Source organism: Rheinheimera gaetbuli (assembly GCF_054781935.1).
Map to the genome: position 1 here is coordinate 202,423 of NZ_BAAGTL010000024.1, position 24,571 is coordinate 226,993.

Annotated in this window: 24 protein-coding genes; 16 read left to right on the forward strand and 8 right to left on the reverse strand. The window is 49.8% G+C overall.

Annotated elements, in window-relative coordinates; genetic code table 11:
- Nucleotides 1–2: 2 nt before the first annotated feature.
- Genes tatB through hemB form a run of 6 tightly spaced genes read left to right on the forward strand, consistent with a single transcriptional unit; the run spans nucleotide 3 to nucleotide 4,095 of the window.
- Nucleotides 3–329 (forward strand): Sec-independent protein translocase protein TatB, encoded by a 327-nt coding sequence (tatB, locus tag ACYVIC_RS14695; RefSeq protein ID WP_460861140.1) that lies wholly within the window; start codon nucleotides 3–5, stop codon nucleotides 327–329.
- Nucleotides 313–1,062 (forward strand): twin-arginine translocase subunit TatC, encoded by a 750-nt coding sequence (tatC, locus tag ACYVIC_RS14700; RefSeq protein WP_460861142.1) that lies wholly within the window; start codon nucleotides 313–315, stop codon nucleotides 1,060–1,062. The genes tatB and tatC overlap by 17 nt, the downstream gene beginning before the upstream one ends.
- A 2-nt stretch (nucleotides 1,063–1,064) precedes the next feature.
- Nucleotides 1,065–1,547, forward strand: coding sequence for a hypothetical protein (locus tag ACYVIC_RS14705; RefSeq protein WP_460861143.1), 483 nt, complete (start codon nucleotides 1,065–1,067; stop codon nucleotides 1,545–1,547).
- A gap of 1 nt (nucleotide 1,548) precedes the next feature.
- The gene (locus ACYVIC_RS14710; protein WP_460861145.1) at nucleotides 1,549–2,352 is read left to right on the forward strand and encodes a TatD family hydrolase; all 804 of its coding nucleotides are present in this window, start codon (nucleotides 1,549–1,551) and stop codon (nucleotides 2,350–2,352) included.
- Nucleotides 2,353–2,354: 2 nt separating this feature from the next.
- On the forward strand, nucleotides 2,355–3,098 hold the full coding sequence (locus ACYVIC_RS14715; protein ID WP_460861147.1) for a GGDEF domain-containing protein: 744 nt from the start codon (nucleotides 2,355–2,357) through the stop codon (nucleotides 3,096–3,098).
- Nucleotides 3,088–4,095: a porphobilinogen synthase gene (gene hemB / locus ACYVIC_RS14720; protein ID WP_460861148.1), complete on the forward strand. Its 1,008-nt coding sequence runs from the start codon at nucleotides 3,088–3,090 to the stop codon at nucleotides 4,093–4,095. The genes ACYVIC_RS14715 and hemB overlap by 11 nt, the downstream gene beginning before the upstream one ends.
- Nucleotides 4,096–4,287: 192 nt before the next feature.
- Here hemB and gppA read toward each other — a convergent pair whose 3' ends face one another.
- Both gppA and rhlB read right to left on the reverse strand, forming a co-directional pair.
- Nucleotides 4,288–5,829 (reverse strand): guanosine-5'-triphosphate,3'-diphosphate diphosphatase, encoded by a 1,542-nt coding sequence (gene gppA, locus ACYVIC_RS14725; RefSeq protein WP_460861149.1) that lies wholly within the window; start codon nucleotides 5,827–5,829, stop codon nucleotides 4,288–4,290.
- Nucleotides 5,795–7,081, reverse strand: a complete 1,287-nt coding sequence (gene rhlB / locus ACYVIC_RS14730; protein ID WP_460861151.1) for an ATP-dependent RNA helicase RhlB — start codon at nucleotides 7,079–7,081, stop codon at nucleotides 5,795–5,797. The genes gppA and rhlB overlap by 35 nt, the downstream gene beginning before the upstream one ends.
- Nucleotides 7,082–7,183: 102 nt before the next feature.
- Between rhlB and trxA the strand changes: the two genes are divergently transcribed.
- Nucleotides 7,184–7,510, forward strand: a complete 327-nt coding sequence (trxA, locus tag ACYVIC_RS14735; RefSeq protein WP_460861153.1) for a thioredoxin TrxA — start codon at nucleotides 7,184–7,186, stop codon at nucleotides 7,508–7,510.
- A 192-nt stretch (nucleotides 7,511–7,702) separates the two neighbouring features.
- Complete coding sequence (rho, locus tag ACYVIC_RS14740; RefSeq protein WP_460861154.1) at nucleotides 7,703–8,968, forward strand: transcription termination factor Rho; 1,266 nt, start codon at nucleotides 7,703–7,705, stop codon at nucleotides 8,966–8,968.
- Between the two features lie 61 nt (nucleotides 8,969–9,029).
- On the opposite strand, the gene deoA is transcribed toward rho, so the two are convergent.
- Together deoA and ACYVIC_RS14750 are read right to left on the reverse strand one after the other, a co-directional pair.
- The gene (deoA, locus tag ACYVIC_RS14745; protein ID WP_460861156.1) at nucleotides 9,030–10,343 is read right to left on the reverse strand and encodes a thymidine phosphorylase; all 1,314 of its coding nucleotides are present in this window, start codon (nucleotides 10,341–10,343) and stop codon (nucleotides 9,030–9,032) included.
- Between the two features lie 3 nt (nucleotides 10,344–10,346).
- Nucleotides 10,347–10,772: a cytidine deaminase gene (locus ACYVIC_RS14750; protein WP_460861157.1), complete on the reverse strand. Its 426-nt coding sequence runs from the start codon at nucleotides 10,770–10,772 to the stop codon at nucleotides 10,347–10,349.
- Nucleotides 10,773–10,815: 43 nt separating this feature from the next.
- Here ACYVIC_RS14750 and ACYVIC_RS14755 point away from each other — a divergent pair, with 43 nt between their 5' ends.
- Nucleotides 10,816–11,418: a YgjP-like metallopeptidase domain-containing protein gene (locus tag ACYVIC_RS14755; RefSeq protein WP_460861159.1), complete on the forward strand. Its 603-nt coding sequence runs from the start codon at nucleotides 10,816–10,818 to the stop codon at nucleotides 11,416–11,418.
- 15 nt (nucleotides 11,419–11,433) lie between these two features.
- On the opposite strand, the gene ACYVIC_RS14760 is transcribed toward ACYVIC_RS14755, so the two are convergent.
- Nucleotides 11,434–12,222, reverse strand: coding sequence for an amidohydrolase (locus ACYVIC_RS14760; protein WP_460861160.1), 789 nt, complete (start codon nucleotides 12,220–12,222; stop codon nucleotides 11,434–11,436).
- Nucleotides 12,210–13,355: a methionine aminotransferase gene (locus ACYVIC_RS14765; RefSeq protein WP_460861163.1), complete on the reverse strand. Its 1,146-nt coding sequence runs from the start codon at nucleotides 13,353–13,355 to the stop codon at nucleotides 12,210–12,212. Before ACYVIC_RS14765 ends, ACYVIC_RS14760 begins: the two co-directional genes overlap by 13 nt.
- 106 nt (nucleotides 13,356–13,461) lie before the next feature.
- On the opposite strand from ACYVIC_RS14765, the gene ACYVIC_RS14770 reads away from it, so the two are divergent.
- The 5 genes from ACYVIC_RS14770 (at nucleotide 13,462) to ACYVIC_RS14790 (ending at nucleotide 17,212) form a co-directional block, all read left to right on the forward strand.
- Nucleotides 13,462–14,094: a methylthioribulose 1-phosphate dehydratase gene (locus ACYVIC_RS14770; RefSeq protein WP_460861165.1), complete on the forward strand. Its 633-nt coding sequence runs from the start codon at nucleotides 13,462–13,464 to the stop codon at nucleotides 14,092–14,094.
- A gap of 3 nt (nucleotides 14,095–14,097) precedes the next feature.
- On the forward strand, nucleotides 14,098–14,781 hold the full coding sequence (gene mtnC / locus ACYVIC_RS14775) for an acireductone synthase (protein ID WP_460861166.1): 684 nt from the start codon (nucleotides 14,098–14,100) through the stop codon (nucleotides 14,779–14,781).
- Nucleotides 14,778–15,320, forward strand: a complete 543-nt coding sequence (locus ACYVIC_RS14780) for a 1,2-dihydroxy-3-keto-5-methylthiopentene dioxygenase (RefSeq protein WP_460861168.1) — start codon at nucleotides 14,778–14,780, stop codon at nucleotides 15,318–15,320. Before mtnC ends, ACYVIC_RS14780 begins: the two co-directional genes overlap by 4 nt.
- A gap of 185 nt (nucleotides 15,321–15,505) precedes the next feature.
- Nucleotides 15,506–16,393 (forward strand): LysR family transcriptional regulator, encoded by an 888-nt coding sequence (locus ACYVIC_RS14785; RefSeq protein WP_460861169.1) that lies wholly within the window; start codon nucleotides 15,506–15,508, stop codon nucleotides 16,391–16,393.
- 111 nt (nucleotides 16,394–16,504) lie between these two features.
- On the forward strand, nucleotides 16,505–17,212 hold the full coding sequence (locus tag ACYVIC_RS14790) for a substrate-binding periplasmic protein (RefSeq protein WP_460861171.1): 708 nt from the start codon (nucleotides 16,505–16,507) through the stop codon (nucleotides 17,210–17,212).
- A gap of 32 nt (nucleotides 17,213–17,244) precedes the next feature.
- On the opposite strand, the gene ACYVIC_RS14795 is transcribed toward ACYVIC_RS14790, so the two are convergent.
- Nucleotides 17,245–19,665 (reverse strand): alpha/beta hydrolase family protein, encoded by a 2,421-nt coding sequence (locus ACYVIC_RS14795; protein ID WP_460861173.1) that lies wholly within the window; start codon nucleotides 19,663–19,665, stop codon nucleotides 17,245–17,247.
- Nucleotides 19,666–19,936: 271 nt separating this feature from the next.
- Here ACYVIC_RS14795 and ACYVIC_RS14800 point away from each other — a divergent pair, with 271 nt between their 5' ends.
- Nucleotides 19,937–20,461 (forward strand): tetratricopeptide repeat protein, encoded by a 525-nt coding sequence (locus ACYVIC_RS14800; protein ID WP_460861174.1) that lies wholly within the window; start codon nucleotides 19,937–19,939, stop codon nucleotides 20,459–20,461.
- Nucleotides 20,462–22,218: 1,757 nt separating this feature from the next.
- On the opposite strand, the gene mtnA is transcribed toward ACYVIC_RS14800, so the two are convergent.
- Nucleotides 22,219–23,244: an S-methyl-5-thioribose-1-phosphate isomerase gene (gene mtnA, locus ACYVIC_RS14805; RefSeq protein WP_460861176.1), complete on the reverse strand. Its 1,026-nt coding sequence runs from the start codon at nucleotides 23,242–23,244 to the stop codon at nucleotides 22,219–22,221.
- 88 nt (nucleotides 23,245–23,332) lie between these two features.
- Here mtnA and mtnK point away from each other — a divergent pair, with 88 nt between their 5' ends.
- Nucleotides 23,333–24,535, forward strand: a complete 1,203-nt coding sequence (mtnK, locus tag ACYVIC_RS14810) for an S-methyl-5-thioribose kinase (protein ID WP_460861179.1) — start codon at nucleotides 23,333–23,335, stop codon at nucleotides 24,533–24,535.
- Nucleotides 24,536–24,571 lie beyond the last annotated feature (36 nt).

The following is a 24,571-nucleotide window of genomic DNA, read 5'->3' on the forward strand; positions in this document are numbered from 1 at the left end:
TAATGGGCTTTTGGGAACTGGTCGTTATTGGTGTAGTCGCTCTGTTAGTGCTGGGGCCTGAACGGCTTCCCGGCGCTATACGTTCTGTACATAAAACGGTACGTGGTATCAAACAGTTCGGTCAGCAAATGCAAGCCGAACTAAACGATGAACTACGTTCGCATGAGCTACATCAAAAGCTAAAAGACGCAGAAGCTAAAGATCTGCTTAATCTCACCGAGCAGGAAAAGGCTGCGATAGCCGAATTAAAACAAGCCGCCGCCGACGTAAATACACCACTGAGTTCTGCTACTGGCAGTAAAGATAATAAGCATGAGCCTGAACGCTAGCCCAAACAGCCTGCTTGGGCATTTAATTGAATTGCGCAACCGGCTGCTAAGATGTGTGATTGCTGTAATCCTGGTATTTGCGGCATTGGCTTCCTTTGCGCAGGACATCTACCACCAACTGGCAAAGCCGCTAATGGCAGTATTGCCGGAAAACAGCAGCATGATAGCTACTGACGTAGCCGCGCCCTTTTTTGCGCCGTTTAAATTGACCTTTATTGTCGCGATTTGCCTGGCTATCCCCTATATTTTGCTGCAAGTCTGGCAGTTTATCGCTCCGGCGTTATATAGCCGAGAAAAACGCCTGATGGCACCACTGGTGGTTAGCAGTACATTGCTATTTTACAGCGGCATTGCATTTGCGTACTTTATAGTATTTCCGATCGTCTTCGGCTTTTTTACCAGCGTAGCTCCAGAAGGTGTAACCGTGGCTACCGACATCAGCAACTATCTCGATTTTGTACTAAAGCTGTTTTTTGCTTTTGGCCTGTCTTTTGAAATTCCGGTTGCTATTTTACTGATGGTCTGGACCGGCGTTACCACCCGTGCTGCACTGGCTGAAAAGCGACCTTACATAGTGGTTGGTGCTTTTATTCTCGGCATGTTGTTGACACCTCCAGATGTTATCTCACAGACCTTGCTGGCTGTACCCATGTGGTTATTGTTTGAACTTGGTCTGGCGCTTAGCCGGTTTTATCAGCCGAAAACAGAACAACAAGAAAATCAGGAACACTAGTTATGAAAAATCTTATTACCTTTTTTGCTGCACTGAGCTGCTGCTTACCGCTTGCCGCAGCACCAATACCGCTGGAGCAGGCACTGGAACTATGCCGAGCAGAAAAAAATGCGCTACGCCGGTTAACCTGTTACGACGCAATAGCTGATGGCACAGCAACTGCGGCACCAACGCAGGCTACCAGTGCAACCGTGCAACCGTTAGCAAATAAGACGCAAGCATCTGAACAATTTGGTATCGAGCATCGCCAACAGGAACAAACAACTGTAGAACAGTTGAATGTTGTTGTTAAGTCATTGAAATATAACCCATACAAAGAGTTAACGGTTGAATTTACCAATGGCCAGGTCTGGCAACAGATTGGTACCGATTACTACAAGATTGCTGAGGGTGAAACACATACTATTCGCCGCAGTGCGTTCAACTCTTTTTTACTTGGCAATGATAAAAATAGCCGTACTATCCGGGTAAAACGCGAAAAATAATATGAATTTCTGGTGTGATGCCGGCGTAAATTTATTCAGCACACAGTTCGATAATGATCGCGCTGATGTTCTGCTGCGTGCGGCACAAGCTGGCGTAACACGGCTACTACTTATTAGCAGTGATATAACCGAAAGCCAGCGCAATCTGCTGTTGTGCCAGCAAGCAGCGAATTATAAAACCACAGCAGGTGTGCATCCACATCAGGCTTCAGCGGTAACAACAGATTGGTTAAATCAACTCAAACGCTTATTAGCCTTACCGCAGATCGCCGCAGTTGGCGAGTGTGGCCTTGACTTCAACCGCGATTTTTCACCTCGACCAGTACAGCAGCAAGTGTTTGCCGAACAATTGCAGCTTGCCAGACACTGGCAAAAACCGGTTTACCTGCACGAGCGTGACGCCTTTGAAACCCAACTGGCTATGCTAAACGAGCAACAAATCAGCCACGGCATAGCCCACTGTTTTACCGGCGACACCACTCAACTAAAAGCTTATCTTGATATCGGGCTATATATTGGTATAACTGGCTGGGTCTGTGATGAACGCCGCGGGCAAGCTCTACAGCAGGCAATTGCATACATTCCATCAGACCGGATTATACTGGAAACTGATGCGCCCTACCTGTTGCCGCGTAATATTAGCCCGAAGCCATCTGTACGACGTAATGAACCGGCACTGCTGCCCGCGGTAGCGATGAAAGTAGCCGAGCTGATGAATTGTTCGCTATCAGACCTGGCAGAACACTGCTGGCGCAATAGCACAAGGTTATTTGGCTTTACAGGCAGCACAGCGATGCAGGAGTGATCATGACGGAAATCTTACTCTACCTACTTGCCAGTGCTTTAACAGGTAGCGCCATTAGCGGTTTTATTGCTTATCACTTGCTGAAAAAGGCACAGCGCAACGCTGCCGAGCTGGAAAACCAACTGCGCTCACACAGCTTTGAGCTGCAGATTACCCTGGATGAACTGGCAGAAAAAAACCGCTTACTGGAAAAACAAAGTCGCACCGATAGTTTGTCCGGAGTGTTTAACCGGGCAAGTTTCGACCAGCAAATGCGCGCCGAAATTAAGCGCAGCCGCCGTGAGCAAAGGCCTCTGGCATTAGTACTGCTGGACATTGATCATTTTAAACGCATTAATGACAGCCTGGGCCACCTGGCAGGGGATCAGGCTATTAAGGCCGTTGCCGACATTATCCAGCAGCAATTAAAGCGGCCAGCCGATAAAATATGTCGCTACGGTGGCGAAGAATTTGCACTGATTTTACCCACTACAGATCTGCATGGTGCCGAGCAACTGGCAGAGCAGATCCGCCAGGCACTGCAAAGTGAGGCACTGACATTAAACGGGCAACCTTATCAGCTAACACTGAGTGCCGGCTGTTACGCCAATATTCCGGCAACTGACAGTGATAATGACGAATACATCCGCTTTGCCGATGAAGCCCTTTATCGCGCCAAACATCTTGGACGCAATCAGGTACAAAGTTATCCGGCACTCATTTCCGTCTCTGCAGACACCGCCATAGGAGTATTACATGAACACTAACCGTTTCTTTCCGGCAGCCCGTCTGCGCCGAATGCGTGAACATGATTTTAGCCGCCGACTAATGGCAGAGCATCAGTTAACGGTAAACGACCTTGTTTACCCAATGTTTATTATCGAAGGTGATAACCAACGCGAAGCTATTGCCTCTATGCCAGGAATTGAACGCCTGAGTCTGGATTTATTGCTGGCAGAGGCAAAAGAACTGGCTGCACTGGGTATTCCGGCCATTGCGTTATTTCCGGTTATTGCTGCAGACAAAAAATCGTTGCAGGCTGAAGAAGCCTGGAACCCTAACGCTCTGGCGCAGCGCGCGGTGCGCCTGCTAAAACAACATGTGCCAGAGCTGGGCATTATTACTGACGTGGCACTGGACCCGTTCACCACTCACGGTCAGGACGGTATTATTGATGACAGCGGCTATGTTATGAACGACATTACTACTGCAGCGTTGATAAGACAGGCTTTGTCGCACGCAGAGGCTGGCGCAGATGTGGTGGCGCCTTCAGATATGATGGATGGCCGTATCGGTGCTATCCGCGAAGCACTGGAAGACGCTGGCTTTGTTAACACCCGCATTATGGCGTATTCAGCTAAGTACGCTTCAAGCTACTATGGTCCGTTTCGCGATGCAGTGGGCTCTGCCGGTAATTTAAAAGGCGGCAATAAAAAAACCTACCAGATGGACCCAGCCAACAGCAACGAAGCGCTGCATGAAGTGGCGCAGGATCTGGAAGAAGGCGCTGATATGGTAATGGTAAAGCCCGGCATGCCGTATTTAGATATTGTACGACGGGTAAAAGATGAATTTGGCGTGCCAACTTTTGCTTATCAGGTCAGTGGTGAATACGCTATGCATATGGCCGCTATTCAAAACGGCTGGCTGGCAGAACAGCCGGTAATTATGGAGTCGTTGCTGGCTTTCAAACGTGCCGGTGCCGATGGCATTCTGACGTACTTTGCCAAGAAAGTGGCAATTTGGTTAAAGCAGGGCGGCTAAACCCATCAACGTAGAAGCAGTGCGTCTACAGCAACACGCCGTAAACCCTTCCGTGGGGGCTCGATTATGAACTTCATCCTTGAAGTTCACCCTTACGGGCCAGCCAGCTGTTCAAATTCGCTCCTGACGAATTAGTCACGCATCCCTTCGGTCAACGGTTGCTTTAGAACGCACTGCTTCTCTGTAACATCCTTATTTGATCAGCAGCTCCCAGCCGGCTTGTTGCTGATATTGTACTTCCTGCTCCAATTCTGCCCGCATCAGCGGGTGCTGCTCCAACCAGCCAGCCGGCATTTGCAACATCAGAGTTTCGCCTTTATTGCTGATATTCACCTGTGGCAGAACTTCGTGGCGCCGGCGCATTGATAAAATCACTGCCAGCCGTAAAATACGTGTTAAACGCACCGTTAACAGCACTGATGTCATGGTTTGGCGGGCGATAATTTCACGGCTGATGTCGGCGCGATGATTATGCACCAACGCCATCACTAACTGTTGCTGGGCGCGGGTAAAGCCGGGTAAATCAGAGTGATTAATAATATAGGCGCCATGATGATGATGGTTCTTGTATTCAATTAACAGCCCAAGCTCATGCAGCAAGGCACCGCTTTTTAGTATGCTGTGGCCTTCAAATTTATTAAGATCCCAGCGGCTTTGCAGTTGGTTGGCTAACTCAGAGGCCATTTCTGCTACCCGCTCGGCGTGGCTTTGGTCAATAAAATAGCGCACCATCAGGCTGTTAACCGTACGGTTACGGACATCCGTGTGTTGCAACTGCGGCAACATGCTATAAAGCACACCTTCACGCAGTGCGCCGCCGGATAACGTCATACCACTGATCTGCAAGGTTCGGAACAATGCTATCAGAATGGCTAATCCCGATGGAAATACTTGCTTACGTTCCTGCGCCAGGCCGGTAATAGTCAGTTGTTCCATCCGGCCGCAGGCCAATGCCTGCTGCATAATGTCTTCCAGCCGGCTTAACGTTATTACTTCATCTTTACCCTGAGCGACTAATATTTCCTGCATTGCCTGCACAGTGCCAGAGGCGCCTACTGCTAGTTGCCAGCCAGTGTGCTGATACTGCGCCGCAATGCTCAACACTTCCTGCTCTGCTGCGTTAATAGCGCGGTTAAAGTTATCTTCGCTTAACTCATCATCAGCAAAATAGCGTTCAAGATACGTTACGCAGCCCATATTCAGGCTAGACAGCAATAACGGATTGAACCCGGCACCAATAACCACTTCCGTGCTGGCACCACCAATGTCGATCACCAGCCGGTTGGTATCACTGTTTGACGTGTGCGCGACACCAAGATAAATAATACGGGCTTCATCTTCGCCGCTAATGACGGTAACTTTTTGGCCTAAAATTGCCTCGGCTTCTTTGAGGAAGGTTTTTACATTTTTTGCCAACCGTAGCGTGGCAGTGCCGACAATGCGAATATTTTGCGGTGGTATGTCCTGCAGGCGCTCAGCAAACAAAGCCAGACATTCCCAGCCACGTTTCATGGCTTTACGGCTAAGGACAAGGTTATCATTTAAACCCGCAGCTAAACGTACTTTACGTTTTACCCGACCAATCACCTGCACCGAGCCGCCAACCACTTTCACCATCAGCATGTGAAAGCTGTTGGAGCCAAGATCAATCACCGCATAGATATCCTGATGCGGTGACTGGTCGGCAGTTAGTCCCTGATTAACGAGGACGGTTGCGAGGAGCTCTTGCGCCATTACTGCTGCGTCCACCAGAGCCAGTACGGCTACCGGTTCTGGCCTGACCGGCACGACGGCGAACCCGTGGCTTCGGTGTTTTCATATCATCCAGTAAGGCGCTGGCGTCATACTGACTCACCGGCACCGGATGACGGATATAGTCTTCAATCGCGGTAAGGTTAAGCGCATAGCGCTCGCAGGCAAAACTGATGGCTTTACCGCTTTCGCCGGCACGGCCAGTTCGGCCGATACGATGCACATAGTCTTCGCAGTCATCCGGTAAGTCGTAATTAAATACATGGCTCACCTTAGGGATGTGCAGGCCACGGGCAGCAACATCAGTGGCTACAAGAATGTCCAGTTTACCGCTGGTGAAATCCTCTAAAATGCGCAAGCGCTTTTTCTGGATCACATCACCGGTTAATAAGCCAACGCGGTGGCCGTCGGCCTCTAACCAGGCGTGTACTTCTTCACACCAGTGTTTAGTGTTGGCAAATACGATGGCTTTGTCCGGCCATTCTTCTTCCATCAATGTTAACAACAGCGGCAGCTTATGCTCATCTGATGGATAAAATAGCTCTTCGCTAATTTGGCTGCCGGTCATTTCGTCTGGCGCGACATGGATATGCACCGGTTGATTCATTTTTTCAAACGCCAGCTCCTGTACCTTATAAGACAAGGTAGCTGAGAACAACAGGCTCAAACGCTCTGTCGCCGGCGGCATGCGGTTAAACATAAAACGGATGTCTTTGATGAAGCCCAAATCGAACATCCGATCAGCTTCGTCTAACACCACGACTTGAATTTGTGATAAATCGTACAAACCTTGCTTTAAGTAGTCGATTAAGCGGCCTGTAGTACCAATTAAAATATCAACGCCATTTTCTAATAGCTGACGTTGTGTATCATAACCCTCGCCCCCATAGATCAGTCCAAGGCGCAAACCGGCTTTTTCTGCCAGCATTTTTGCATCATGGTGGATCTGCACTGCCAGCTCCCGCGTCGGCGCCATAATAATGGCACGTGGCTGACCAGAGCCTTTAGGTTCATGGGTTAGCAAGTGGTGGAATGTCGCCGTCAAAAACGCCAGCGTTTTACCTGTGCCCGTTTGGGCCTGACCGGCAATATCTTTACCAGCTAACGCCAGTGGTAAACATTGCGCCTGAATGGGCGTACAATAGCCGAAACCTTGCGCGTTTAATGCGTCAAGAACCTGTGGTGCCAATGCGAAATCGGCAAATTTATGTGAAGTTAAGTGTGTTTTATTCATACGGCGCTAAGCATAACCGTTACGCTTGCAATAAGGAACAGCCACGTTTAAATTGATAACACTTTTTTGCAGCCAGGCTGCACAGCACTAGCGGAGACATAAATGAGCGAACATATTTTACAGGTTTCGGATGATAGTTTTGAAACCGACGTACTGAAAGCCGAAACACCGGTTTTAGTTGATTTTTGGGCAGAGTGGTGTGGTCCTTGTAAAATGATCGCTCCTATTCTGGATGACGTGGCACAAGAATATGCCGGCAAAGTAGCCGTGGCTAAAGTCAACATTGACCACAATCCGAACACACCGCCGAAATTTGGTATTCGTGGTATTCCAACCTTACTGTTATTTAAAAACGGTCAGGTTGCAGCGACAAAAGTTGGCGCGTTATCTAAAACCCAGTTAAAAGAGTTTCTTGATGGCAACATCTGAGTAAACTGAAAAAGGCGTATTTTTATACGCCTTTTTCACTCTCAGAGCTGGACGCACCATTAGCCAGCTGCTATTGTGTAGCCATTAGTACGTTCTAAACCACGCTTGTCTGTCGAAAAACCACTTCCAAACCTTATTTTATCGAACCGATAAGCATTACCCTGTTTTTATTTCAACAAGAAACCCATCAATATGCATTTAACAGAACTGAAACTGAAGCCAATTAGCGAGCTGGTTGAATTGGCCGAGTCTATGGGCCTGGAAAATATGGCCCGCCTGCGTAAACAGGACATAATTTTCGCCATCTTAAAATCACATGCCAAAAACGGCGAAGAAATTTTCGGCGATGGCGTACTGGAAATCCTGCAGGACGGTTTCGGTTTTCTGCGTTCCGGTGACAGTTCATACCTGGCAGGCCCGGACGACATTTATGTGTCGCCAAGCCAAATTCGTCGCTTTAACTTGCGCACCGGTGACAGCATCTCTGGTCTTATTCGCCCACCGAAAGAAGGCGAGCGCTACTTCGCCCTGTTAAAAGTTAACGAAGTTAACTTTGGCCGGCCAGAACAAGCCCGTAACAAAATTTTATTTGAAAACTTAACCCCGCTGCACGCCAATTCGCGTATGCGGATGGAGCGTGGTAACGGCAGCCGTGAAGATATCACAGCACGGGTACTGGACTTAGCCTCGCCTATTGGTCGCGGCCAGCGGGGCTTAATTGTGGCGCCGCCAAAAGCCGGTAAAACCATTTTGCTGCAAAACATTGCCCAATCTATTGCTGCTAACCACCCTGAATGTGTACTAATGGTGCTATTGATTGACGAGCGGCCGGAGGAAGTAACCGAAATGCAGCGCCTGGTAAAAGGCGAAGTTATCGCTTCTACCTTTGATGAGCCGGCCAGCCGCCACGTCCAGGTTGCTGAAATGGTTATCGAGAAAGCCAAGCGCCTGGTAGAACACAAAAAAGACGTGATTATCCTGCTTGACTCTATCACCCGTTTAGCCCGTGCTTATAACACCGTGATCCCAAGCTCTGGCAAGGTGTTAACCGGTGGTGTCGACGCCAACGCCCTGCATAAGCCGAAACGCTTCTTTGGTGCGGCGCGTAATGTTGAAGAAGGCGGCAGCTTAACCATTATCGCTACTGCGCTGGTCGATACCGGTTCAAAAATGGACGAAGTGATTTACGAAGAATTTAAAGGTACAGGTAATATGGAACTGCACCTGTCGCGTAAAATTGCCGAGCGCCGTGTGTTCCCGGCCATCGACTTTAACCGCTCAGGCACCCGCCGTGAAGAGCTGTTGGCCTCGCCGGAAGAACTGCAGAAAATGTGGATCCTACGTAAAATTCTCAACCCGATGGATGAGACTGAATGTATGGAATTCCTGATAGACCGTCTGTTGATGACTAAAACCAACGACGAGTTCTTTGAAGCCATGAAGCGGCAAAAAAGCTAACTGAGTTATCATAAAAAACCGGCTTCTACGCCGGTTTTTTCATATCTGCAACTAGCGCCAATTACCCTATAGTGTGATGCACCAATGGAAAAGCCTGAGCCGCTTTCGGCTGTATCATCAACGCCTGTAAATACTCAGCCGTTGCTAGCTTAGCTGCATCAGTATTGGCGGCATGCACTTTAGCCAATACATCGCCTTGCTGTACTGGCTGGCCAGAAGGGACAATGTGGCTAAAACCCACCGCAGGGTCAATTTGCTGGCTGGGGTGCGAACGACCGCCGCCTAAACGCACTACCGCCATACCCAGGCCAACAGTATCGTGGTACTGCAAATAGCCGCTTTGCGGCGCAATAATATCCTGCACCACAGGCGCAGTAGCCAAGTACTGCTGTGGTTTTTCTATTAAGTCGGCCGGGCCACCCAGTGCCGCTACCATTTTGGCAAAAATTTCTGCTGCCTTGCCCGAGCTTAAGCTGTGCTCCAGCGCCGCCACCGCGCTGGCTTTATCCTGGTGTAAGCCGCCCAGCATTAACATATTGGCGCCCAGCTCCAGCGTAATCTGGTGCAAACGTGGCTCGCGGTATTTGCCGGTCAGGTAATCCAACGTTTCTATCACTTCCAGCGCATTGCCGGCTGTGTTGCCTAAAATCTGGTTCATATCTGTTAACAAGGCACGGGTCGGTACGCCGGCACCATTGGCCACGTTAACGATGCTGCTGGCCAGCGCCGAGGCGTCATCGACGGTACGCATAATGGCACCGTTGCCAATTTTCACATCCATAACCAGCGCATCTAAACCTTCAGATAGCTTTTTCGACAAAATAGAGGCGGTAATAAGCGGTATCGACTCTACCGTGGCGGTAACATCGCGAATAGCATATAAGCGCCGATCGGCGGGCGCTAACTGGCTACTTTGACCAACAATCACGCAACCCAATTGTGGTAATAATTGCTGAATTTTTTCCAGCGGCTGGGTACAGCTGTAGCCCGGGATGGTCTCCAGCTTATCGACTGTGCCACCGGTATGGCCCAAACCACGGCCGGCAATGCTGGGCATATAAGCACCACAGGCCGCAACCATCGGCGCCAGCATCAGCGTGACTTTATCACCGACACCGCCGGTGCTGTGTTTATCTACCACCGGGCCATTTAACTTACCCTGCCAGTTCAATACTGTGCCGCTGTCACGCATCGCCAGCGTCAAAGCCACTATTTCATCGGTTTGCATGCCATTTAAATAAATCGCCATCGCCAGCGCCGCCACCTGGCCTTCGCTGAAACTGTCGTCGGTTAAACCGCGGACAAACTGCTGAATTTCGGCCTGGCTTAAGTTGCCACCGTTACGTTTGGTTTTTATTATTTCCTGTGGGATCATATTTTAAGCTCCGACTTTTGTGCTGTTAGCTAAATAGGTCGGCGTAAAGGCCGCCGGTAGCAGCTCGCCAAGCGTCCAATCTTGCTGTTGCTGTAAATGATTGCAACTGGCGATAGGCGCATCGGGGGTGAAAAACTCGGCAATCACCTGTCGGCAAATACCGCACGGCGGCGTTAACATGGCTTGCGGTGTATACACCAACAGCGCACTGAATTTGCGCTCACCGGCCACTACTGCCGCACCAATGGCATTGCGTTCGGCGCACACAGTGCCGCCGTAAGAAGCGTTTTCAACATTGCAGCCGGTATAAATTTTGCCGCTGTCAGCCAGCACGGCCACACCGACGGGGAATTTGCTATATGGCGCATAAGCCTGCGCGGCGGCTTGTTGTGCTGCCTGTTGCAGGGCAGCCCAGTTAATTTCGCTCACTGGTTAAACTCATGTTAGTAATGGGCATACAGTGTTACTGCGAATGCGGTTTTGGTCAAGCCTGCTGTACGCAACTGCGACCGCGGCGGCTGACGTCGCGACAAACAGCCGCTATACTGCCGGCTTTATTTCCTTAACCAGCGAAAACGTGAACAGCATTAATTACCTTGCCGGTTATCCGGAACATATTCAGCAGCAGGCAACCGGCTTATTACAAAGCGGCCGCTTAAGCAGCTACCTGGAAGAGAAATACCCCGCAGTGCATCAGGTGCAAAGCGATAAAGCGCTGTATGGCTATGTTAATGAGCTGAAAAACAGCTATATGCGCAACACGCCATCACTTAGCCAGGTGCGCTACGACAGCAAACTTAATGTGATAAAGCAGGCGCTGGGCATGCACACCTTTGCCTCCCGGGTGCAGGGCAATAAGCTTAAGGCGCATAACAGCATCAGCATAGCGGCATTGTTTAAACAGGCGCCGGAAGCATTCTTACGCATGATCGTGGTGCATGAACTAGCCCACTTTAAAGAAAAAGACCACAACAAAGCCTTTTATAAACTGTGTCAGCATATGGAGCCGGCCTATCATCAGCTGGAGCTGGATACCCGGCTATGGTTGCTATGGCGTGATAACAGTGAGGGCTAACTTAACAAACACCGCTTATGCCGTTGGCTGTTGCAACGCAAAAATATCAGCATCCAGTGCAGCCGGGAATTGCTGACGGTATTGGTTAAGCGCGGCCAGATCCAGCGCAGTCATCAGCACACCGGGCTGGTTTGGTGTTAAATTAGCCAGTGGCTGACCGCGATAATCGACAATCAGGCTGTCGCCGCTGTAGTCAACCCCATTGCCATCTGTGCCAACACGGTTGCAGCCCAGTACAAAGGCCAGGTTTTCTATCGCCCGCGCCTGCAATAAGGTACGCCAGGCATGCGCGCGGGCAGCCGGCCAGTTGGCGACATACAGTGCCACGTCGTAGTCATTGCAGTTACGGCTAAATACCGGGAAGCGCAAGTCATAACATACCTGCAATAACAAACGCCAGCCGCGATACTGTACCACCACCCGCTGTTCCCCGGCGATATAAGCCTGATGTTCACCAGCCATACGAAACAGGTGTTTTTTATCGTAATAACTGACACTGCCCTGTGGCGTGACAAAATAGCAACGGTTAACACAGCCGCGTTCAGTGCGGGTGGCCACTGATCCACACAACGCCGCACCGCACTGCGCTGCCTGCTGTTTAAGCCAGGCAAGTGTTTCACCTTCGGGCTCAGCGATAACATCACTTTGCATCGAAAAACCGCTGCTAAACATTTCCGGCAGCACTATCAAATCGGCTTTAATTTGTTGCAGCTGCTGTGCCAGCTGGCAGCGGTTTGCCGCGGCGTCTTGCCATACCAGTGCAGTTTGCAACACCGCAACCTGCAATAGCGTTAAATCTGACATAACGCCTCCGCTGCAGCAGCAAGCGTACTGTGCTGTTTGGCAAAGCAAAAACGAATAATGCGGCTTTGTGGCGGCGTTTGGTAAAACACTGACAAGGGTATCGCCGCTACCTTGTGCTCAGTGGCGAGCCAGCGGCAAAAGGCGACGTCGTCCATATCGCTGATCGCGCTGTAATCGGCCAGTTGAAAATAAGTGCCCTGGCAGGGCAGCAACTTAAAACGGCTGTTAGCCAGCAGCGTGGCAAAGCTATCGCGTTTTTGCTGATAAAACGCCGCCAAACTGTGCACCTGCTCGCGTTGTAGCTTAAGCATATCGGCGATGGCATGTTGCGCTGGGGTAAAGCTGGCAAAGGTAACGTACTGATGAATTTTACGAAATTCTACCGTCAAGGCCGAGGGTGCAACACAATACCCCAGCTTCCAACCGGTAACGTGAAAGGTTTTGCCAAACGACGACACAATAAAACTGCGCGCCGCCAGCGCGCTAAAACTGTTGGCGCTTAGCTGCACCGCGCCATCAAACACCATATGTTCGTATACTTCGTCGCTGACACAATACAGGTTATGTGCTGACACCAGTTGCTGCAGCGCCAGCCAATCTTGCTGGCTAAACACCATGCCGCTTGGGTTATGCGGGCTGTTAACAATAATCAATCTGGTGCGCGCCGTAATCGCATTAGCTACCTGTTGCCAGTCAACACGGTAATCCGGCGCATGCAGCGCAATATGCACGGCTTTACCGCCGTTTAGTGCTATCGCCGGTGCGTAGCTGTCGTAGGCCGGGTCAAAAACAATGACTTCATCACCCGGGTTCACTGTGGCGCTAATGGCAACAAACAATGCCTCGGTGGCACCGCTGGTCACGGTAATCTCTGCTGCCGGGCAAATATGGCGGCCGTAACAATGCTGTACCAGCGCGGCAATTTGCTCACGTAATGTCATGATTCCCGGCATCGGCGCATATTGATTCAGGCCCCGCGCGCTGTATTCAGCCAGTGCAGAAATCAGCTGTGGGCTGGCAGAAAAATCCGGAAAACCCTGAGATAAATTAATGGCTTGCTGCTCTGTTGCCAGTTGCGACATCCGGCTAAAGATAGTAGTGCCAACGTCTGGCAGTTTGCTTTTGAGTGTCATATCGGCAAGAAAAAGTTGCTAAAACCGGCTTGAATGCTATCATTTAGCCCGTTTCATGTATAGACATCTAAACGTTTGAACGTATAGCAACCAGGTTTAACTTATTATGAATAATACTGCCCAACTGCATCAGCTTAATCCAAACGCCATCGCCTTATGCGCGCTGGGGCGCTGGATCGCCAACCGGCATTGGGTACCGGCCACCGGCGGTAATTTTTCTATCAGAAGCGGTGAGCACAGCGCGCTGGTGACCGCTTCTGGTAAAGATAAAGGCGAGCTGAGCCCGCAGGACTTGTTGCCGGTAAGCTGGCAAGACAGCACGTTAAGTTGCCCAGGCACACCGTCTGCAGAAACTGCACTGCACGCCCGGCTTTATCAGCTCGATCCGGCCATCAAAGCGGTGCTGCATACTCACTCGGTGCAGGCTACGGTTTTTTCTCGCTTAATCAAAGACGAGAGCTACCTGTTCTGTGGTTATGAAATGCAAAAAGCTATCAGCGGCAATAGCAGCCACGACGCCCCCTGCGCTCTACCTCTGTTTGACAACACCCAGGATATCCCGCTTTTAGCGCAGCAGGTTGCACAGCGCTGGCAACAGCAACCGCTAAATTGGGGTTTATTGGTGCGCGGCCATGGCCTCTATGTCTGGGGCCGCAGCCTGGATGAAGCAAAAAGGCATTTAGAAGGCTGGGAGTTTCTTATAAACTGCGAGCTTGAAAGGTTAAAATTAACAAGGTAAGCCGTGAAGTACTCTGCCATTATTACCGACATTGAAGGCACCACCAGCCGTATCAGCTTTGTCACAGAGGTATTGTTTCCCTATGCTGCAGCTGAGTTGCCAGCATTTATTCAGGCTAATGCAGCGCAGCCTGCTGTGGCTGAACAGCTAAGCGCTTGTCGCAGCCTGATGCAACAAGCCGATGCCAGTGTCGATGTCATCATCACTCAATTGCTTGACTGGATAGCCACAGATCAGAAAATCACACCATTAAAAGCCCTGCAAGGTATGGTCTGGCAGCAGGGCTATCAAAGCGGCGCCTTCAAAGGCCATGTGTATACCGACGTGCATAGCGCGCTTACACGCTGGCAGCAGCAGGGTATTAAGCTGTATGTATACAGCTCCGGCTCAGTGCAGGCACAGCAGTTATTGTTTCAGTACAGTGATTTTGGCGATGTAACGCCCTTATTTAGTGGCTATTTTGATACCCGCATAGGCGCCAAACGCGACATCTCCTCCTACGCCGCCATTTTGCAGCAGTTGCAATTGCCGCCAAAGCAAGTGCTGTTTTTATCTGATGTAGCGGCTGAACTGGATGCTGCCGCGCCACTCGGTATTGGCACTATTCAGCTGATCCGCGACGGCCAGGCGGCAGGCAGCCACGCCATCGCGCATCACTTTAGCCAAGTTGAGGAGCAGATTGCATGAGCCAGTTAACAGTATTTGCCAGTGATAACCCGGCGCAGCCGCTGCTGCAGACGGCTAACAGCAGCGAAATTCAGCGCGAGCTGAATAATGCCGGTGTACGTTTTGAGCAATGGCGAGCAACAGCGCCGCTTGGCGCTGACAGCAGCGTCGAGCAGATCAAAGCCGCCTATGCCGCTGACATCGCCAAATTACAAGCTGAAGGCGGCTATATTACCGTAGACGTAATTTCGCTTAGCGCTAGTCATCCGGATAAAGCTGCATTACGGCAGAAATTTCTGGCAGAACATACCCACAGCGAAGATGAAGTGCGCTTTTTTGTTCGTGGTCAGGGGCTGTTTTGCCTGCATATTGCCGGCAAGGTGTATCAGGTGTTGTGCCAGCAAAATGATTTGATAAGCGTACCTGCCAACACACCTCATTGGTTTGATATGGGCAGCGAGCCAGAATTCAGCGCCATACGTTTATTTAATAATGTTGAGGGCTGGGTAGCCAAGTTTACCGGCAACGCTTTAGCAAGCCACTTTCCTCTGCTGCCCTGATTTAACAGCTATGCTGCACTAATAATGTGCAGCTTTAGCCGCCAACACATACTAGCAACTCGCTAAAGTAAATAATTATCAATAAATTAGTGCCAGTGCTTTCGCTGGTACTGCAATTGCTTATCCTTGTCATATTTTGCTGTCATACTAGAGCAGCATGCGTTTAGCACCAGAGCTGATTAACTATGTTACCACTGCATACACCGATGCGCGGCCTGCGTTGTTTTTGTGTCGCCGCTGAGTGTTTAAGTTTTAAAGAAACAGCCAAAAAGCTGTATTTAACGCCGTCGGCGGTTAGCCACCAGATAAAGCAACTGGAGGAAAACCTAAATTTAGCGCTGTTTGAGCGTAAGACCCGCGCCGTGGTGCTAACCGAAGCCGGTAAACGCTTTTATCAGGCCATAGCACCGCTGATGGAACAACTGGCCGACACCATTGCCGATTTCAGCCAGGCTGAGCGCATGCTGGCTGTCAGTATTTCAATGCCGGAGTTTTTTGCCAGTGAGTTGTTTGTGCCTCGGTTAATTGGCTGGTCAGAACAGTACCCAAATATTAACCTGACGCTGGAAACGGTAAAATCACGCCGTGACAGCCCAAAATATACCGATTTGTCGATAGTGTTGTCGGGTAAAAGGCCAGAACAAAAGCAAGTTTACGATTTGTTTCCGATAAGTTATATACCCGCCTGCAACCCGCAGCAATACCAGAAGTGGCACAGCAAAGGTTACCGTATTTTAGAGCAGGTACCATTAATTCTGCATCAGGCCCGGCCGCATGCATGGCACCAATGGGCCGAGCACGTCGGCTACCATAATTTTCAACCAAAACAAATTATGCAACTCGACAGTATGTTTAGTGTGGCACGCGCGGCACAGCAAGGGCTGGGCGTGGCGCTGATACCGCTCCCCATTAGCAGCAGCTGGTTTAGCAACGGCAGCCTGCAACCTTTATTTGAGCAGGAGCTACTCAGTCGCGATCGCTATTATCTGGTGCGGCACGACGACGACCCAAACCGGCATGAAATACAGCTGCTAATAGACTGGGTGCTACAAAGCTTTCATTTAAGCCAATAGCAGACATACTTATACATCGTACTGCCTGAGATCTGAATAATGGTCAGAATGCTTAGTGTGTTACTCGTTTTAATTAGCACAACAGCCTTAGCTGCAAGCTGTGAGCTTAGCATGCAGGCTCAGCATTATCCGCCGCGTTTTATTAAACCAGCGCAAACAGAGGGCACAATACCCTGGCAAGGGTTTAACGCCGAGTTATTTTATTTACTGGCAAGCTCAGCCGGCTGCACAGCAAAAATTGTCGAAGTACCCTGGGGCAGAGCGCTGCAACTACTGGCGGCAGGTGAGCTTGATGCAATGAGCAATATGTCGCGCAACAAAGAACGCGAAAGCTATGCCTATTTTGTTGGCCCTCATCAGCAAGAAAGCATTCTGGTGCTAAGTAATAGCCGGGAATATGACGTAGTGCAGGATCTCAACGCACTGCTACAAAGCCGCGAGCCGGTGTCAGTAATGCAAGGGATATATTACGGCGAGCAATTTGAACAGTCACTGGCGCAGCAAACCGACTGGAACAAACGGTTAATTTATGTCAGCTCCAGCCAGCATAAACTTGAGTTATTTATCGCCGGCAGGGTACGCTTTACCTTTGAAGACAGTATCAACCTGCAACAGCTATATAACGACGGCGTACTGGACCCCGGGCAGCACAAGGCGTTATTTACCCTGCACTACAACCCGGTGTACTTCGCGTTTAGCAAGCAAAGCGTTACGCCAGAGCAATTATTACGCTTGCAACAGGCCTGGCAGCAACTCAGTGCCGATGGCAGCGTGCAGCAACTACAACAACGCTATTTTCCGGCCAGCTATGCTGAGTAGACTGGCCAGGTTTACCTGCAGCTAAATTAGCATTACTTTTTAGCATCTGCGTCGGCGTTTTTAACAAACTCATCCAGCCAGCTTACTGTTTCCCACAGCATATGCAGTACCGATTCACGTGCACGGTAGCCATGTGACTCCAGCGGCAGCATCACTAACCGGGTGGTACCACCCAGGCCTTTAACCGCCTGATACAAACGCTCGCTTTGCAGCGGGAAGGTACCGGCGTTGTTGTCGTCGGAGCCATGAATTAACAACAACGGCGTGGTAATTTTATCGGCATGGAAAAACGGCGACATCTGGGTATACAAGGCAGTATCGTCCCATAAAGTGCGCTGCTCACGCTGAAAACCAAATGGTGTTAAGCTGCGGTTGTAAGCACCACTTCTGGCAATACCGGCTTTAAACAGCTTGGTATGCGCCAGCAGGTTTGCTGTCATAAAGGCGCCATAGGAATGGCCGCCTACCGCAACGCGATTTGGATCTGTCACGCCGCGCGCTACACCAGCAGCAATTGCTGCTTCAGCATTCATCACCAGCTGCTTGATAAAGCTGTCATTAGGCTCGTTTTCGCCCTCGCCAACGATTGGCATAGTGGCGTTGTCCAGCACCGCATAGCCCTGAGTCGCCAGAAATTGCGGTGTCCAGTAACGGATAAAATTAAAACGGTACGGTGAGTCGCTAACCTGGCCCGCCGCCGCCGCACTTCTGAATTCGCGTGGATAAGCCCAGATCATTGTTGGCAAGGCGCCATCGCGTTTAGCTTGATAACCGGCCGGCAGCAACAGCGTAGCCGACATTGGCACCCCATCAGCCCGCTGATAAGTAATCAGCTCACGGCTGATACCGCGCGTTTGCGGTAACGGGTGCGGCGTTTGTGTTAGCGCAGTTAACTTGCCGGTTTGCAGGTTGCGCAGATAAAAATCTGGCGGTGTGTCCGCAGCTTCTCTTTGTGTTAGTAACTGACCGTCCGCTAACAAGGTGTAGGCATATTCATAAAACGGCGCTTCAGAACGCCATAGACGCTCGGTTTCACCCGTTGCCAGCCGCATTTTATCAATAAAAGGCCGGTTACCCTCTGGGGATGCTCCGACAGCGGTTAAGTAGATACTACCCTGCTCCAGCCGTAACAAGCGCTGACCATTTTTTGCTGTCTTTGTCAGTGGCTGGCCCGGATCGTTGTAACGGTCTTCTGACGAGCGCTGCCACAGTAACCGGGCGGCCTGTGCTGGCGCTAAATGCCAGACCTTTTCTACCCTATCCTGCCACCAGCGCTCCCATACCAGCAGGGTGCCATCGGCAGCGGCCAGCAAACGCGAAAAACGAAAGTTAAAGTCGAGCAGTTTTTCCGGTTCAGCGTTAAAAGGCGCTGCCAATTGATACAGGCTGTCACGCACATCCGCCTGCTGCGCCGGGTCGCCACCATCTGCAGCCTCTGCCCAGTAAAGGGTTGCCGGTGCATCCGGGCGCCAGTTAATACTACGCCGGCCAGTTGGTACAGCATCAAATGCAATAGGCAGGTTGTCGGCTACCGGTTGCTGTACTACCTGGTATTGCAGTTTACCTTTGCTGTCCCATACCTCGGTAGTTGAGGCAAAGCGCGATACCGGCACCGCATAAGAAAATGGCGCTTCAATCCGCTCAACCAGCAGCAGCTGGTTATCCGGCGACAGCTCTACGCTGCGCAGCAGCTGTGGCTGGCTAATGCTGCTGAGCTTGTTTTTCAGATCAATCTTTACCAGCTGGCTGGTAAAGTAATAGCTAAACAGCGCTTCGTCATGTTTGTTTTTTAATAAATCCTGATAAGTTCGGGCGGGCGCAGTGCGACTGCGCGCCTCAGTCACTACCGGCCCGGTTGGCACTTTAGCTGCTATAGGCTCTGCGCCACGTTTAGCAGGTATGGTCAGCGCATAAATACTTTTACTGTCGGCACTCCATTGTAAGGCCGCGCCCCAGATAGCATTAAGCTTACTTTTTGACCATGGGCTGGCTTTCGCTTTAGCAATATCAATACGCCACAAGCTTGCCTGCTGGTCGTCCAGCTGAATAAATGCCAGATAACGGCTATCCGGCGACCAGGTTAAATTAACGGCTTTTAGCGTTTTAGGTAAACCACTAATGGGCTTTGCCTGCGCCGTTGCCAGCTCTATCAGGGTTAAACCGGCAACATAACGCGGTAACGCCGGGCTGCTATTGGCCGGATTAAAGCGCACACCGGCCAGCCGGTACTCTGGCGCCGCTAAATCGGCCAGCTGTGGCAACGCCGGATACGCCAGGCTTAACATCGTTTTGCCATCCGGGCTTAAACTGGCACCGGGTGTGGGTGCGGCATCAACAATATCAATAATCTCTTGCGCCGGTTGCTGATAGCTAATATCAACCGCCGTACTGTGAACATAGCCGGCCTGACAAAGGGCAAAGCTCAGCAACGCCAATATGACAAGTTTCTTCATTATTTTAATTCCTTGTTAAACAACCCTATTTTTAACACAGCCTGGCGTCTGCTGTAACCTGTAAGTACGACCATTACACCGAAAATCGGGCCTGTAAGTTGCTCTATCCGTTCAATAAACTCTGGCTTGCCCCAACACAGCTGTTTATGGGTGAATTTTTCTCACTTATCAGATTTTTTTTTATCGTTTGTCAGTATTAGTGCTTTTGCTCAGAATTACTCCTGCAGACACTAGCGCGTTTGCCTTAACCGAAAAATTGGAGCGACACACTATGAAAGCGAGATCAGTAAAATTAGGCAGTACTTTAGCGTTGATGCTGATGGCCTCAGGTTCATTTCTCGCATCAGCCAGCACTAACGGCTACAAGATGGTACTAATTGAAGATACACCGGGTGCGGCAGCCTTACAGGCCGGCCAGTTTGACCAGGGTATTAATGAAACGTTAAACAGCAGCGCAGAAGTAGATAACTTCTCGCGCCAGATGAGCTTGTGCGTTGGCTTTACTAAAAGCGGCCAGCTACAACAAGCAGCAACAGCCTGTGACAACGCGGTAACAGCAGCGCAGCAGTTTCACCATGTCAGCAGCAGCGACAAGCGTGAAATGCGTGCCTATGCTCTGACTAACCGTGGCGTACTGCAACTGTTACAAAACAACAACCTGGCAGCATTGGCCGACTTTAAACGCGCCGCCGAGTTAAACCGCAGCGATGTAAGCGTACACAATTTACAGCGGTTAGAAGTGGCATTGAACAAAGCCAGCAACGGCCTTGACGTTGCAATGGTCTCAGCAGAGTAACATCTGCGAAGTAACATCTGCCGGGTAAAAGCGGCAACCCTATTCTGCTGCAATGTAGCAGAAAACAGTGCGGAGTAAGCGCCCGCGCTGCGGCAGCTAACAGAGTAAGCGCCTGTTAACTGTTTAGCTTAACTTAAACACCTCCCCCGTGTGTGTATGCAGCGTTATTCCCCCGGATAACGCTGTTTTTTTTATTTATCCCCAGATAAAACCAAATAAATTAAATAGGTTATCAGACAAGCAATCGAGCCCAATATGGCAGGCGTGAAAGACGCGAGCATGTTCTTTATTGAACTTTGATAATGTGGCCAGGCTTCTAATAATTTAAGACCAAACAACCGCTTGCAAATCCATGTCAAAGCCACGTTAAGCACAATTAAAAGACTAAACCAGGCAAGTGTTGTCATAGCACTCCGAAATCTAATTTCTATTATTCTTTGGGCGGTGAAAAAGTTTTCCGCAAAGAAACATACAACCCAGCAAGCATGCCGCGCTGTCAGGTCGGAAAATATATTTTATTTATCTGAGTTAAGCCCTTTAGCGACTTGTTGGCTATTGAGAGCTTGCCCTATTAGATACCCTGTTATTAAGCCTGTAATATGCGTAGCCATACACGCCAGCCGGCATTCAGCAGCTTGGGATTGGAGCATCATTCACTTTTTCTTGTTCTTAAATCAGTACTCGGAACTTAATCACTCTTTAGCGATGAATACTTTTTATTCATAAAACTAATATACTTAGGTATCAAAACTGACAAAAATATTGCTGCGATTAATGCCCATATAAGAACGTTCCAATGTTCTCGTGTCAGCTCATCTGAAAAAATGTAGTCTATAAAGTATCGAGCACCGAGCAGTGCAAAGAAATATATAATTAAATCAAAGATACATTTCTTAACCTTAATCATATTAATGGCCTCTAATTCTTTTGATTTAGTTATCTGTGCAAGCAACATGTGCTTGCTCTGTTTATTTACTTACACATTGCAATAAAAAGTTTTTATGCAAAGTCTGCGCTTAACAACATGCCCAATTGCTGCGGAATTGTATAGCTGTAAGCTCAGATGCTTTGCGATAAAACTAGTCACACTGCCTGTTTATCCAGATATACCGTCAATATCGATAACATCAAAAAAATTCCACCCAAGAGTGCATCTGTATTAATTTCAGCACGGCTTTTTTCTTTATAAATAGCAAGGGCATCTTTCATGCTATTAGAAAACAAGTACCTATTTTTACTAAAAAACCTTATAACTATCAAACTCATTACGGTGACAAGAAAATACGACACGTTGCTACCTCAAGATTTCTTGACTGATCAGCCCCCCCCCAAACCTCGACCCACCATTTGTTTACAATACCACTACATTTGTAACGGCGCGCACTTTAGGTGAATGACAACTGAACAGCAATAAATTGTTATATTCTATTTAATTATAAGTGCATTGGTTTTTACAACACAAAGCTGGGGGGGGGTAATTAATTCAATACGTTAGCAGTTAAAGTAAACAGGTACAGTTGTACGCTATTAAAATCAACCGGCTAATATTTAACCACCTGGTTAGACCATTACCTGATAAGACAGCTGGAACCTCGAATTGGTCGTCACAGGGTGTCTGAGTGAACGCGCCAGCGTGAGCGACAAGTTCATCGGGAATGAATTTGAACAGCTTTAGCTGGCTTGCGTAGGGCTGGACGCCCGGAGTACCTGCTGTGACGAGCCAAGGCGAGTGTTGCAGCTGTATGTAACGCTATACTTTAGACAAACTGTTGCAATGCGCCGCTGACAATATCCGCTTGTGAATACACACCAGTATCCAGCACCCAACCGGTTACTAACGTTGCGGGGGTGACATCAAAGGCCGGGTTAAATACCGGCGCTTGCTCTGGCGCCCAGATGGCAGTGCCAAAGCCGCCGCTAACACCGCGTACTTCGTCGCCATGGCGCTGCTCTATCGGAATGGCACTGCCATCAGCACAGGCTAAGTCGACCGTAGTGTGCGGTGCCACCACATAAAACGGCACCTTGTGATAATGCGCCAGCACAGCCAGCGAGTAAGTGCCGACTTTATTGGCAAAGTCGCCATTGGCAGCAATACGGTCGGAGCCAACAAAGATACGGTCTACCTGACCACGCGCCATTAGCATGGCGGCCATATTGTCGCAGATAAGCTGATACGGAATACCCAGTTGCTGGCACTCCCAGGCCGTTAAGCGCCCGCCTTGCAGTAATGGCCGGGTTTCATCTACCCAGAGGCGGATATTTTTACCCTGCTGATGCGCCAGATTAATCACCCCCAGCGCGGTACCCACACCGGCTGTGGCTAAGCCACCGGTGTTGCAGTGGGTAAGTAATTGCTCCCCCTGCTGCACCAAGGCCGCGCCATGCTCCGCCATGCGCTGACACAAGGCGACATCTTCGGCAAACAACTGTTCGGCACAGGCGACGGCTGCAGTTTTAAAATCTGGCAGTTGCAGCGCCGCTATCATCGTATCAAGGTTATTCATCAGGTTTACCGCGGTCGGCCGTGCGGCGCGCAGCACTTCCGCGCCCTGCAGCAATTGCTCGCGGCTGTCGCCTTTACTTGCCCGATAGGCCAGCAATAAACAGGCACCAATGCCAATAGCCGGTGCGCCACGTAGCTGCAGCGCTTTAATCATACTAACCATCTGCGGTACTGTTTCACAGCTTAACCAAACTTGCTGCTGCGGCAGTAAGGTTTGGTCCAGCACATATAGCTGGCCTTGTTCAATTTTCAGGCTCAGTGCGGTTAAGTTTTTCATAGCTTATTCCTGTTTGGCGTTGCAGACGTCTATCAGGTTTGCGATTATGCAGCCCTGCTATTTTCAACACAAGTAACGGGATACCCAGATGACAGACTACCGCACCTTTACCGCCGACGATGCTATGCGTTTTGCAGACGAGCACAGCGAGCTGTTTGGTGATCATAGCAAGCTTAGCTGCAAAGAATTTGGTGATGGTAATCTTAATCTGGTATTCAGGGTAGAAAACGACAAAGGCACCAGCCTGATTGTTAAACAAGCCCTGCCTTATGCCCGCTGTGTTGGCGAAAGCTGGCCGCTAACCATAGACCGCGCCCGTATTGAAGCCGAAGTGCTGCTGGCCCATCGCAAGCTGTGCCCTGAGCATACGGTAGAAGTATTGCACTACGACCCGCAGCTGGCCGCCATTTTAATGGAAGATTTAAAGCAATACCGCATTTTACGCGCCGAACTGATTGCCGCTAAACAATTTCCGCATCTGGCAACGCAGATGGCAAGCTATCTGGCACATACCTTGTTTTATACCAGCGACTTTGTCTTGACCGGGCCGGGCAAAAAGCAGCAGGTTGGCAAATTTTTAAACCCCGAATTGTGCCTGATCACAGAAGATCTGTTTTTTACCGACCCTTATTGCAACCACGAGCGCAACAATATCCACGCTGAAATACGCCAAGAGGCGCAGCAACTGTGGCACGACGAAGCCTTGCAGGCCGAAGTGGCGCAGTTAAAGGCTGATTTTTTATCTAAACCGCAGGCCCTGCTACATGGCGATGTACACAGTGGCAGCATTTTTATTAATGACGAAAACTGCAAAGTGATTGACGCCGAATTTGGCTTTTATGGCCCAATCGGTTTTGATGTAGGCAGCTTAGTGGCAAATTTACTGCTGAACTACCTCGGTCACTTCGGCTTAACTGCCGATACCAGCGCCCGTGAGCAACACCAACACTACTTGCTGCAGCAAATCGACAGCCTGTGGCAGCAGTTTGCCAGCCAGTTTAAGCAACTTATGGCGGATAAATGCAAAGAACCAACTTTGCAAAATCCGTTGTATCAGCAGCGCTTTTTGCAGCAGGTATTTGCCGATACGCTGGGTTATGCCGGTTGCGAGCTAATCCGCCGTACGGTTGGCCTGGCGCATGTTGCTGACTTAGACAGCATCAGTAACACCTCGCTGCGCGGCCAGTGTGAAAGCAAAGCCATTAAACTTGGCCGCGACCTCATTATGCAGCGCCATAGCCTGGCAAACATGGCGCAAGTTATGGCGCTGCTTAGCTATCAAAGCACCTAAAACTGACATGTTTTGTTACATTTTCACTATATGGCT